This is a genomic window from Paenalcaligenes sp. DL 309, from assembly GCF_057475285.1.
Genome location: NZ_JBYBKW010000006.1, coordinates 58,856 through 70,603 on the forward strand (window position 1 = coordinate 58,856; position 11,748 = coordinate 70,603).

The 11,748-nt window shown below is 43.4% G+C and carries 11 protein-coding genes; 3 read left to right on the plus strand and 8 right to left on the minus strand.

The genetic code is table 11. From position 1 onward, the window contains the following. Positions 1 to 7: 7 nt before the first annotated feature. Genes AC2UZJ_RS09170 through AC2UZJ_RS09190 form a run of 5 tightly spaced genes read right to left on the minus strand, consistent with a single transcriptional unit; the run spans position 8 to position 4,791 of the window. A complete protein-coding gene (locus AC2UZJ_RS09170) occupies positions 8 to 517 on the minus strand; it encodes a Dps family protein (RefSeq protein WP_486949853.1) in 510 nt (169 codons plus the stop codon). 35 nt (positions 518 to 552) lie between these two features. Beyond that, positions 553 to 1,485 carry a LysR substrate-binding domain-containing protein gene (locus tag AC2UZJ_RS09175; RefSeq protein WP_486949854.1) on the minus strand — a complete coding sequence of 311 codons (933 nt, stop codon included), beginning with the start codon at positions 1,483 to 1,485 and terminating at the stop codon, positions 553 to 555. A gap of 29 nt (positions 1,486 to 1,514) precedes the next feature. Continuing rightward, positions 1,515 to 3,590 carry an ATP-dependent DNA helicase RecG gene (gene recG / locus AC2UZJ_RS09180; protein WP_486949855.1) on the minus strand — a complete coding sequence of 692 codons (2,076 nt, stop codon included), beginning with the start codon at positions 3,588 to 3,590 and terminating at the stop codon, positions 1,515 to 1,517. Positions 3,591 to 3,594: 4 nt separating this feature from the next. Further along, positions 3,595 to 3,984 carry a Rid family detoxifying hydrolase gene (locus AC2UZJ_RS09185; protein ID WP_486949856.1) on the minus strand — a complete coding sequence of 130 codons (390 nt, stop codon included), beginning with the start codon at positions 3,982 to 3,984 and terminating at the stop codon, positions 3,595 to 3,597. 30 nt (positions 3,985 to 4,014) lie between these two features. Continuing rightward, positions 4,015 to 4,791, minus strand: coding sequence for a ferredoxin--NADP reductase (locus AC2UZJ_RS09190; protein ID WP_486949857.1), 777 nt, complete (start codon positions 4,789 to 4,791; stop codon positions 4,015 to 4,017). A gap of 235 nt (positions 4,792 to 5,026) precedes the next feature. Here AC2UZJ_RS09190 and AC2UZJ_RS09195 point away from each other — a divergent pair, with 235 nt between their 5' ends. The 3 genes from AC2UZJ_RS09195 (at position 5,027) to AC2UZJ_RS09205 (ending at position 8,618) form a co-directional block, all read left to right on the plus strand. Beyond that, on the plus strand, positions 5,027 to 6,049 hold the full coding sequence (locus AC2UZJ_RS09195) for a Fe(3+) ABC transporter substrate-binding protein (RefSeq protein WP_486949981.1): 1,023 nt from the start codon (positions 5,027 to 5,029) through the stop codon (positions 6,047 to 6,049). A gap of 91 nt (positions 6,050 to 6,140) precedes the next feature. Beyond that, positions 6,141 to 7,799, plus strand: coding sequence for an ABC transporter permease (locus tag AC2UZJ_RS09200; protein WP_486949858.1), 1,659 nt, complete (start codon positions 6,141 to 6,143; stop codon positions 7,797 to 7,799). A 30-nt stretch (positions 7,800 to 7,829) separates the two neighbouring features. Continuing rightward, positions 7,830 to 8,618 (plus strand): ABC transporter ATP-binding protein, encoded by a 789-nt coding sequence (locus AC2UZJ_RS09205; RefSeq protein ID WP_486949859.1) that lies wholly within the window; start codon positions 7,830 to 7,832, stop codon positions 8,616 to 8,618. An 8-nt stretch (positions 8,619 to 8,626) separates the two neighbouring features. Here AC2UZJ_RS09205 and AC2UZJ_RS09210 read toward each other — a convergent pair whose 3' ends face one another. The 3 genes from AC2UZJ_RS09210 to hemW form a co-directional block, all read right to left on the minus strand. Then, complete coding sequence (locus AC2UZJ_RS09210; protein WP_486949860.1) at positions 8,627 to 8,947, minus strand: hypothetical protein; 321 nt, start codon at positions 8,945 to 8,947, stop codon at positions 8,627 to 8,629. A 112-nt stretch (positions 8,948 to 9,059) separates the two neighbouring features. After that, complete coding sequence (gene glnA, locus AC2UZJ_RS09215; protein ID WP_486949861.1) at positions 9,060 to 10,475, minus strand: type I glutamate--ammonia ligase; 1,416 nt, start codon at positions 10,473 to 10,475, stop codon at positions 9,060 to 9,062. A gap of 57 nt (positions 10,476 to 10,532) precedes the next feature. Then, complete coding sequence (gene hemW, locus AC2UZJ_RS09220; protein ID WP_486949862.1) at positions 10,533 to 11,738, minus strand: radical SAM family heme chaperone HemW; 1,206 nt, start codon at positions 11,736 to 11,738, stop codon at positions 10,533 to 10,535. Positions 11,739 to 11,748 lie beyond the last annotated feature (10 nt).

Sequence of the window (11,748 nt, forward strand, 5' to 3'; positions counted from 1 at the left end):
TTTTAGTTTAGGAAAGTAGGCTACGCAACATCCAGGCCGTTTTTTCATGTACATCCAAACGCTGTGTGAGGATGTCTGCAGTGGGTTGGTCATTGACGGCATCAGCACATTCAAATGCAGCACGGGCGGTGCGTGCTACAGCTTCATTCGCACCTAATAACATAGTAATCATCTCATCCGCAGTAGGCACAGAGGTGGGCTCTTCTATGGAAGAAAGCTTAGCAAACTCGGCATAAGTACCTGGAGCAAAATGACCTAAAGAACGAATACGCTCGGCTATTTCATCTAAGGCTTGCCATAATTCCGTGTACTGGTCCATAAACATGGCGTGCAAGGTATTAAACATGGGACCTGTCACGTTCCAGTGGAAGTTATGCGTCATTAAATACAAGGTGTAAGAATCTGCTAAGACCTTAGACAGCTCAGCGGCCACTTTGGCTCTATCTTCGGGCGTAATACCAATATTTACGGCGATTACATCAGTGTGTGCAACATTTGTTTTTGCAGTTTTAGCCATAATTTTTTCACTCCTTATGGAATAGATAAGTGTCTCTACAGAATATCAGTATAATCTACATTTGGTAAGTTGCATTGTGCTACAGCTTGAGCTAAAGAATCAATAGCAGCTTCGCGTGTAAAACTTTTACGCCAAACTAAAGCGATGCGACGTGTAGGCACAGGTTCTTTAAATGGGATATAAGTTAATAACGCAGAATCTTGGCCCGAAGCGTGCAAAGCGGTAGCGGGTAATACGGTAACTCCTATCCCTGTGGCCACCATATGACGAATGGTCTCTAAGGAGGAACCTTCAAAGGTACGCTGTATGCCTTCACTAGATGCTGAAAATCGTGACAACTCCGGGCACACATCTAAAACTTGATCTCTGAAACAATGCCCTGCCCCTAAGAGCAACATGGTTTCGTCTTTTAATTCAGACGCATCTATGGCGGTGCGTGTAGCCCACTTATGATCTTGAGGCACAGCTACCAAAAAAGGCTCATCATAAAGTTCACGCACCATAAAAGAACTATCTGGCAAGGGCAAGGCAATAATAGCCGCATCAATTTCACCTTGACGTAATAGTTCCAATAAGCGCACTGTATAGTTTTCTTGTAAAACCAACGACATATTCGGAGTGAGCTTAATTTGCTCTGGGACTAAGGCTGGTAATAGATAAGGCGCAATAGTATAAATTATACCAACTCGCAAGGGCCCATTTAGCGGATCTTGGCCTTGACGGGCAATCTCTTTGAGATTATCACTTTCTTCTAAAATCTTTTGAGCTTGTTCTATGATGGATAAGCCGATAGGAGTTATACCTACCTCCGTGCCACCGCGTTCAAAAATAGTGACCTCTAGCTCTTCCTCTAATTTGCGTATAGCGACTGATAAAGTCGGTTGGCTTACAAAACAAGCCTCTGCTGCACGGCCAAAATGCCGCTCGCGTGCAACAGCCACAATATATTTTAATTCGGTTAAAGTCATTTCGTTTATTTCAATTATTTTTTGTTTCGTTAACTGCGTAAAAAATCTTCTTTACCACCTAACCACCGTTGCACATGATTAACAGCAACCTCAGGCTGGTGATTGTATAAATCTACTGCACACGCTTTGGCTTGCTCTATGAGCGCTTGATCATGTTCTAGGTTAGCAAATCGTAATAACATTTGACCCGATTGACGTATTCCTAAAAATTCTCCTGGTCCACGCAATGCTAAATCGCGCTGTGCAATTTCAAAACCATCCGTGGTTTCATACATGGCACGCAGACGCTCACGCGCAATCGCTGATAAAGGTGTTTGATATAAAAGCACGCAATAAGACTGTTTAGCACCTCGACCCACTCTACCGCGTAATTGATGTAATTGTGCTAAGCCAAAACGTTCAGCATGTTCAATCACCATAATAGTGGCATTAGGCACATCGACTCCCACTTCTATGACGGTAGTGGCCACTAATACATCAATATCAGCAGCTCTAAAAGCATTCATTACGGTATTTTTTTCAAGGGTAGACATGCGTCCATGTAATAAACCTAAGCGCAAAGGTGCCAATTCTTGCTTCATAAGCTCATAAGTATCAACCGCAGTTTGCAATTGTAGAGCTTCACTTTCTTCAACTAAAGGGCAAACCCAATATACCTGTTGCCCTTCTGCAGACACTGCAGCCTGTATGCGTGCCATCATTTCCTCTCGCCTGTCTGCAGATAATAACTTGGTTTGTACAGGGCTACGACCAGGCGGTAACTCATCAATCACGGATACATCCAAATCGGAATAAAAAGTCATGGCCAAGGTACGAGGAATAGGGGTGGCACTCATATTTAACTGATGCGGGAGCATGCCTTCTTGTAGACTTTCCGTCCCCTTTGCACTTAGAGTTAAACGCTGCTCTACCCCAAAGCGATGCTGCTCATCGAGTATTACTAAGCCTAAGCAAGCAAAATGCACGGCTTCTTGTATTAAGGCTTGCGTACCCACTATTAAATGGCTAGATCCACTTTGAACGGTAGCATAAGCCGTTTTACGTTGTGCTACTGTTAAACTGCCACTTAACCAGGTCACCTCTAAGCCTAAAGGGGCTAACCAGTGTTGGAGTTTTTGCTGATGCTGCTCTGCTAAAAGCTCCGTAGGCGCCATCAACGCCACTTGATAGCCTTGCTCGATGGCTTGTAAGGCCGCGTACGCTGCCACTACTGTTTTTCCGCTGCCCACATCTCCTTGCAACAATCGATGCATAGGTTGATCACGGTTTAAATCAGCGGCAATTTCTGCAATTACACGCTGTTGTGCTTGAGTTAAAGTAAATCCTAATTGCTGTGCTAATAAAGACGTCAAACGTAGAGAAGGTGTTATTTTTGGTGCTCGTAATTTTGCTCTACGTGTTCTGGCTGCTGCTAGTGAGAGTTGTTGCGCTAAAAGCTCATCAAATTTAATTCGTTGCCAGGCTGGATGCGTTTGATTAAGTAAGGCCTGATTATGCTCCACTTGGGGGTAATGCAATTGGCGTACCGCTTGAGAAAAATCCATAAGCCCATACTGTTGGCGTATGGACGTTGGCAAAGTATCGTTATCATGTAAGTTCACACGCTCTAAAGCCGCTAAGATCGCTTTGCGTAAAACCGACTGACTCAGACCTTCTGTTGTGGGATAAATGGGCGTTAAGGTTTGGGCTAAAGCGGCACCTGCTTGAGATACTTTCGGGTGCACCATTTCTATGGCTGTACTGTAACCCCGCCGCACTTCGCCTCGTAAACGTAATTGATTGCCTACGGCAAATTGTTTTATTTGATTGGGGTAAAAATGTAAAAGGCGAACTAAAAGTTCGCCACTTTGATCTCGTATTAAAGCATGTAGCTGACGCCGGGGTCGCTGCACTATGTTTTGTTGAACTACGGTGCCTTCAATCTGCGCATATTCACCTACTGCTAAACTCGCAATATCAAAAATTTGTGTTTGATCTTCATACCGCAGAGGCAAATGCACAATAAAATCCATATCATCTACCAAGCCCAGTTTTTTCATTAACTGAGCTTGGGTAGGTTTTTTTGGAGTTTTTGTGCTTGACGCCACTGAAGAGGATGCGCTCATAGCATTAAATAACTAAGATAGCCTCTACTTCAAACTGCGCGTTTTTAGGTAAGCTGGCCACACCAATGGTAGAGCGCGCTGGATAAGGTTCAGGAATCATCTCAGCCATGATGGCGTTCACACTAGCAAATTTACTAAGATCAGTAAGAAATAGGTTGAGCTTAACCACTTGTTCTAACGTACCACCCGCCTCTTTAACCACAGCTTGCAGGTTAGTGAAGCATTGGCGAACTTGGGCTTCGAAGTTTTCAGAAACTAGCTCACCGGTTTTTGTGTCTAGGCCCAGCTGGCCTGATACATAAACGGTTTTCCCTCCAGTAACAGCAATAGCTTGAGAGTATGGGCCTACTGCAGCAGGAGCCGCATCGGTTTGAATAATTTGTTTCTGACTCATGGTTTACCTTATAGCAGTTAAATATTTCAATTATTTTTCTACAAATGCGCGCTCAATCACATAATCTCCTGGCTGCCCTACTCCTGGGGAAATGGTAAAACCACGCGCATTTAAAAGTTTGCTTATGTCATCTAACATAGCAGGGCTACCGCAGATCATGGCTCGGTCTAGCTCTGGATCTAACTCTGGCAAGCCTATATCAGTAAATAGCTTACCGCTTTCTATTAATTCAGTAATCCGCCCTTCGTTACGGAAAGGTTCACGCGTTACAGTAGGATAGTAAATCAATTGGTTACTAATAATATCACCAAAATACTCATGATTAGGTAGCTCTTTTTCTATGTAATCAGCATAAGCTAACTCACTAACATAACGCACACCATGAATTAATACGACTTTTTCAAAACGCTCATAGGTTTCCGGATCTTGGATAATACTCATATAAGGCGCTAAACCCGTACCCGTTCCAAATAAATACAAATTGCGACCGGCACGCAAATCATCCACCACTAAGGTGCCTACCGGTTTACGACTCATTAACACTTCATCACCGACCTCTAAATGCTGTAAACGTGAGGTTAATGGACCTTCTTGAACTTTGATGCTCAAGAACTCAAGATGCTCTGCATAATTAGGGCTAGCTACACTATAAGCACGCATTAAGGGCTTACCATCCACCTCTAAGCCAAGCATTACAAAATGACCATTAGTAAAGCGTAAGGCATCATCTCGTGTAGTGGTAAAAGAAAATAGCGTGTCATTCCAATGATGGACACTTAGTACAGTTTCTGTGTTGAAGGCTGCCATATAAAAACTCAATAACTCGAAAAACGAAAAAACAAAAGAATAGGATAACGTGAATTGACTAGCTATACCTTATAACAGATCAATAAAAAGCCATATAGTTCCTGTAGTGAAAATTAGGCTGAAAAAATACTTGCCGCTTTTAATAAGCTCTGCTATCGTTGCAACTATAGATGATAATCATTATCATTTAGATATACAACAATTATGGAGTTTAGGAATGCGTTTAAACACGTCGATGCGCGCCTTGATAGGCTGCCTAGCTTTAACCTCATTAGGCCTTACAGCAGCCCCTGCGCTTGCAGCCGAAGAGATCAATCTTTACACCACACGAGAGCCTGGCTTGATTCTACCCCTACTCGAGTCATTTACCTCTGAAACAGATATTAAAGTGAATACTGTATTTGTTAAAGACGGATTGATTGAACGTGTTAAAACGGAAGGGAAACAATCCCCTGCCGATATTCTTATGACCGTAGACATTGGCAATTTATTAGACTTAGTAGAAGCGGGCATTACTCAACCAGTTGATTCTACCGTACTTGCCGAAGCTATTCCTGCTAATTTACGCGGAACAGACAATCAATGGTTTACGCTATCTATGCGGGATCGGGTGGGTTATGTGGCTAATGATCTAGATGACGTCACTGAGCTCACTTATGAAGATTTTGCTGATCCACGATGGAAAGGCAAAGTGTGTATACGATCAGGTCAACACCCATATAATACCGCCCTCATTGCTGCCATGATCGCTCATAATGGGGCAGATGCTACAGAGCAATGGCTAAAAGACGTAAAGGCCAACTTAGGACGCAAAGCTGCCGGTGGGGATCGTGATGTAGCGCGTGACATTTTAGGTGGTATTTGTGATGTAGGCATTGCCAATGCTTATTACGTAGGCCGTATGAAAAATGCTGAGCCTGGCTCAGACTCTCACAAATGGGGTGAAGGCATAAAGGTAGTTCGTCCTACGTTTAAAAATGGTGGTGGCACCCACGTCAATATTTCCGGTGCTTCTGTTGCTAAACATTCGCCTAATAAAGACAATGCGGTTAAACTCTTAGAGTATTTGGTCTCTGATGATGCTCAGAGTCTATACGCTAAGGCCAACTACGAATATCCAGTCAAGGCAGGCGTAGAGTTAGATCCAATCGTGGCGAGTTTTGGTGAGTTAAAGGTAGATGAACTGCCTCTCACAGAAATCGCAAAGCATCGTAAACAAGCCAGTGAGCTAGTGGATAAAGTTGGTTTCAATAACTAAACCCTCTTCTCCCCTTACTCAGGCCGTTGAGCCTGTAAAACAGGGCCAACGGCCTTCTGTGTTTCTAAAACTTCTTACTTTTTTATTATTTATGCGGTCGCAACGCAGTGTGGGTAAAGGGTGGCTACTAACCGCTCTCATCATTACTATTATTGTTTTAGCTCCTGTGGCTGTTTTAGCTTGGGAGGCTATGCAAGGGTCTGTTGAACACTGGCAACATCTATTGCACCATGTATTGCCAACTGCTTTTGGTAATACAGTGGTGTTATTAATTGGGGTAGGCATACTCGTGACCGCCTTAGGTGTAGGCAGTGCTTGGTTAATTACTGCTTACCAATTCCCTACGCGGGGCATCTTATCCTGGGCTTTATTATTACCTTTAGCTGTACCCACGTATATTGTGGCTTTTGCTTATTTAGATATTTTGCACCCTATAGGCCCAGTGCAATCGGTGATTCGCGATATTTTGGGCTATAGCAGCCCACGGCAATTTCGCTTACCGGATTTACGCTCATTACCCGGGGCCATTTTTCTTCTAGGTTTTGTGTTGTATCCATATGTGTATCTCAGTACACGTGCTATGTTTGCCACTCAGGCAGCTAGTCTATTGGAAGCTGCTCGAGTTTTAGGAGAAACTCAGCGTAGCGTATTTTATAGAGTGGCTCTGCCTATGGCGCGGCCAGCCGTTGCGGTAGGTGTAAGTTTAGCTTTATTAGAAACCTTAAATGATATAGGCGCTTCGGAGTTTTTAGGCATCCAAACGCTTACTGTTTCCATTTATACCACGTGGGTTACGCGCTCTGATTTAGCGGGGGCGGCACAAATTGCCTTATCCATGCTGGTGATTGTAGCCACCTTAATTATGATAGAACGTTATGGCAGGCGCAATCAACGCTATAGTCAAAATCAACGCTCTCATCCTGTGCAGCCGTTTGCTCTCAAAGGTAGTAGCGCATTCATTGCCATCGGTCTAGGTTGGGCTCCCGTGATTATTGGTTTTATTGCGCCTGCTTTATATTTAATTAGTGAAAGTTATAAGCATTTGCATTTAACGGGGGCGATCTCTGATCAATTGCTGTCTAGCGCTTGGAATACGATACGTATTGCCTTTATGGCCACTATAGTCACCATAGGCGCTGGTTTATTAGTGGCTTGGACAGCGCGTACTGTGCGTTATGGAGAGCGGCGTAAACTTGCCCTCAGCCTAGCACGCCTATCTTCTATTGGTTATGCCGTCCCCGGTACGGTATTAGCTATTGGTCTTTTGAGTCCTTTAGTGTTTTTTGATAGCACCCTTAACACCATTATCGGTTGGTTTAAAGATACTCCGCCTCAATTATTTTTAATGGGCTCCACTTCCGCATTGGTGCTGGCCTATGCGATTCGATTTTTAGCTATTTCCTCTGGTGGTATAGAAGCAGGACTATCTCGTATACCACCATCTATAGAACAAGCTTCACGCCTACTAGGTGAAACGCCAACTGGCACCTTAAAGCGAGTGCACTTGCCATTACTACGGCCCGCTTTAGGAGCGGCTGCTTTATTGATCTTCGTAGATGCAATGAAAGAACTACCTGCTACGCTTTTGCTGCGCCCTATGAATTTAGAAACCTTAGCTACATGGCTGTATGCCGAAGCTGCACGTGGTACTTATGAAGAAGGAGCGGTGGCAGCTTTGGCTATTGTAGTTGCGGGTTTAATACCCGTGGTCTTGCTCGCTAAATCCCAATTAAAAACCACGCATGCATAATGTGTGATTAGGAATAGTACAGGTAATATCATGTCAAATAACCCCTATTTAAAACTAGATAATATTTCTCTTGCCTATAACACACCTGATGGGCCTAAAACTGTGGTTAAAAACTTAGATTTAGCGGTAGATAAAGGCCATATTGGGTGTTTATTAGGTGCTTCTGGTTGTGGTAAAACTACCGTATTACGTGCTATAGCAGGTTTTGAACCTTTACGAACGGGTACCATACATCTTAATGATCAGCTACTTTCCTCACCAGGACATACGGTAGTACCAGAAAGGCGTAATGTGGGGATGATGTTTCAAGACTACGCCCTTTTTCCTCATTTAAGCATAGAAAAAAATATTGCATTTGGCTTGCGTAAACAAGACAAAACTAAACGTGTATCGCGCACTGAAGAAATGCTGGAATTAGTGGGTTTAGAAGATATGGGTAAACGCTACCCACATGAGCTTTCTGGTGGTCAACAGCAACGCGTGGCCTTAGCTCGTGCCTTGGCCCCCGAGCCTTCTTTATTATTATTAGATGAGCCATTCTCAAACTTAGACGTGGATACGCGTGAACGTTTAGCTTTTGAGGTACGGGAAATTTTACAAAAAACCGGTTTAACCGCCATCTTAGTCACCCATAATCAGGCAGAAGCTTTTGCCATCGCTGATCGCATTGGGGTGATGAAAGACGGGGGTATAGTGCAATGGGATACCGCTTATGGTTTACACCATAATCCGGTTAATGATTTTGTGGCTGACTTTATTCGTAGAGAAGCCCTCCTCTCTCAACGAGCCCAAGCCTTAACTCGGGGTGAAGCGGCCTGAAATCACCGTTAGTTCATAGCCCGAATTAGCGGTTCTATAATAGCGGGTAGCAAGTCAACGGCATCATTTCGGTGCCCACGATAATAACGGTTATCGGAACGATAGCCTCGATTATAAGAGGTTTTTTTGCATTTGCGCTTCTCTTCGTAACTGCCATTTTTCTTGTATTTACGCTTTACTTTACAATTACCATCGTAGTATTCAGTAGTCTGTTTAAAGGACCGCTTATGACCGCGGTCGTATTTGCCATACCAATTACCTGCTGTTGCTGTAAAACTCATACCCAGCAATGCACTTACTGCAATTATTTTCGTTATCTTCTTTTTCACTACTAACTCCTGTCTGTATACCGGTAAAGCTATGTAAAGACAGTGTAGCGATGAACCTAATAAAATGATTGAGCAAAGCTGAGTAAATGTGACAATGAGTACGTTGATGTATTTATAAGGTGTAATACATATCAAACTCTACAGGATGCGGTGTCATTCGCATGCGTTGAACTTCCTGCATTTTAAGCTCTATGTAGGCATCTATCATTTCATTACTAAAAACGCCGCCACGAGTTAAGAATTCGCGATCTTTATCCAAATACCCCAAAGCTTGTTCTAAAGATGAGCATACCGTAGGTATTTTTACATCTTCTTCAGGTGGTAAATCGTAGAGGTTTTTATCTGCTGCATCACCTGGATGCATTTTATTTTGAATGCCGTCTAAACCTGCCATCATTAAAGCGGCAAAAGCTAAATAGGGATTAGCCATAGGGTCAGGGAAACGCGCTTCTACGCGACGCGCTTTAGGATTGCTCACGTACGGAATCCGAATAGAGGCGGAGCGATTACGTGCCGAATAAGCCAGTTTTACGGGTGCTTCAAAATGTGGTACCAAACGCTTGTAGGAATTAGTGGACGGATTAGTAATGGCATTTAAAGCACGCGCATGATGAATAATGCCACCAATATAATACAGTGCTATTTCAGACAAGCCGCCATAACCATCACCGGCAAAAATATTGACACCATCTTTCCATAAAGATTGATGCACGTGCATACCAGAGCCATTATCACCAATCACTGGTTTAGGCATAAACGTAGCCGTTTTACCGTATACATGAGCCACATTATGCACGGTATATTTTAGAATTTGATTCCAATCAGCGCGTTGCACCAAGGTGGAAAATGTAGTTCCAATCTCCAATTGCCCCGCTGCAGCCACTTCTGAATGATGAATTTCTACCGGCACACCTTGTTGTTCAAGCAATAAACACATCTCAGAGCGTAAGTCATGATGATGGTCTACTGGTGGTACAGGGGCGTAACCGCCTTTGTGGCATGGTCTGTAACCTTGGTTTTTACGGTTATCGTATTTAGTTCCTGTAGACCACGGAGCAGTATCAGATTCAATCTCTACAAAACTACCCGAGGCGTCGTCATTCCACCGCACACCATCAAAAACAAAAAACTCTGGCTCAGGCCCAAAATAGGCCGTATCCCCAATACCAGTGGACTGTAAATACATTTCAGCACGTTTGGCAATAGACCGTGGATCACGATCATAACCATTTAAATCGGCGGGATCCACCACATCACAACTAAATACTAAGGTGGATTCTTCACGAAAGGGATCAAAACGCACACTGTTTAAATCTGGGATGAGTAACATATCAGAAGCTTCTATACCTTTCCAGCCTGGCATAGATGAGCCGTCAAAAGGAACACCCGATTCGATTAAATCCTCATCAAAACGATGCGAGGGAATAGTGAGGTGATGCTCACGTCCTAAGGTATCGGTAAAACGAAAGTCAATAAAAGCGATATCGTTTTCAGTGATCCGGCTTAGGATTTCGTCGGCGGTAGACATGAAGACTCCAAGTACAAAAAATTAGCAAATATAATACATTATACGGTTTATTTGTATTTACTCTAAGAACATTTCCTGTAAATCTGTTAAAAATCGCCAGCCTAAATCAGAGGCTTTAATACGGCTTGGATGCGGATCAATTAACCCTTTTTCTATGGCTTTGCGGATAGTAGGCAAAATAACGCTTAAGGGCTGTCCTGTGCGCTGCTCAAAATACTCCGCGGGTACTCCTTCACGTAGTCGTAAAGCATTTAGCATAAATTCAAAAGGTAAGTCTGCAGCTTCCACCTGATAGTTATTTGCTAAATGAGAGCCGTCGTTAAGCACGGCTTGGTCCATCCAACTTTGAGGATTACTTAAGCGCGATTGCCGCACAATACGATCATGGAAAGACAGTTTACTGTGTGCTCCTGGCCCTATGCCTAGATAATCTCCAAACTCCCAGTAATTACGATTATGCTCAGATTGAAAGCCCGGTTTTGCATAAGCCGACACTTCGTAATGTTCATATCCTTGTTCTGCGGTTAGTTGTATCAAAGCATCTTGCATATCGGCACTTTCATCTTCAGAAGGCAACACGGGTGGATATTTTGCAAAAACGGTATTGGGTTCCAAACTCAGGTGATATAAGGATAAATGCGACGGATTAAAACTTAATGCAGTATTGATATCAAGTAATGCTTCTTTTACTGACTGTTTTGGTAGACTATACATAATATCAATATTTATGCGCACAAATGAATCTAGAGCGAAACCGATAGCCGCTTTTGCTTCCGCCGCATCGTGTACTCGTCCTAGGGACTGCAATGCTTTGTCATTAAAGCTTTGTACACCCAAAGAAATCCGATTAACACCACTTTGTGCATAGGCATTGAAACGAGCTGCCTCGGCTGTGCCTGGATTAGCTTCTAAGGTGATTTCAGCAGTAGGCTGTAAGGGCAAATATGCACGTAACATACTTAGCATTTCATCGATAGCAGCAGCACTTAATAAACTTGGCGTCCCTCCCCCTATAAATACCGACACCACTGAACGCCCCCAGATCAAAGGCAAAGCTTGTTCTAGATCAGCTTTAAGAGCAGCTAAATACGCTGACTCTGGTAATATCTCGGGCATCTTATGCGAATTAAAATCACAATACGGGCATTTACGCACGCACCACGGCACATGCACATACAAAGCCAATGGCGGCAGGCTACTTAATATAGAAGTGTTATTAGATAAAGTACTAGGACGAATGCGTACAGTAGGTGTGGTCATCATGAAATATTAC

Coding starts and splice junctions, on each gene's coding strand:
- AC2UZJ_RS09170 (WP_486949853.1), bottom strand. CDS start 517: ATGGCTAAAACTGCAAAAACAAATGTTGCACACACTGATGTAATCGCC.
- AC2UZJ_RS09175 (WP_486949854.1), bottom strand. CDS start 1,485: ATGACTTTAACCGAATTAAAATATATTGTGGCTGTTGCACGCGAGCGG.
- recG (WP_486949855.1), bottom strand. CDS start 3,590: ATGAGCGCATCCTCTTCAGTGGCGTCAAGCACAAAAACTCCAAAAAAA.
- AC2UZJ_RS09185 (WP_486949856.1), bottom strand. CDS start 3,984: ATGAGTCAGAAACAAATTATTCAAACCGATGCGGCTCCTGCTGCAGTA.
- AC2UZJ_RS09190 (WP_486949857.1), bottom strand. CDS start 4,791: ATGGCAGCCTTCAACACAGAAACTGTACTAAGTGTCCATCATTGGAAT.
- AC2UZJ_RS09195 (WP_486949981.1), top strand. CDS start 5,027: ATGCGCGCCTTGATAGGCTGCCTAGCTTTAACCTCATTAGGCCTTACA.
- AC2UZJ_RS09200 (WP_486949858.1), top strand. CDS start 6,141: ATGCGGTCGCAACGCAGTGTGGGTAAAGGGTGGCTACTAACCGCTCTC.
- AC2UZJ_RS09205 (WP_486949859.1), top strand. CDS start 7,830: ATGTCAAATAACCCCTATTTAAAACTAGATAATATTTCTCTTGCCTAT.
- glnA (WP_486949861.1), bottom strand. CDS start 10,475: ATGTCTACCGCCGACGAAATCCTAAGCCGGATCACTGAAAACGATATC.
- hemW (WP_486949862.1), bottom strand. CDS start 11,738: ATGATGACCACACCTACTGTACGCATTCGTCCTAGTACTTTATCTAAT.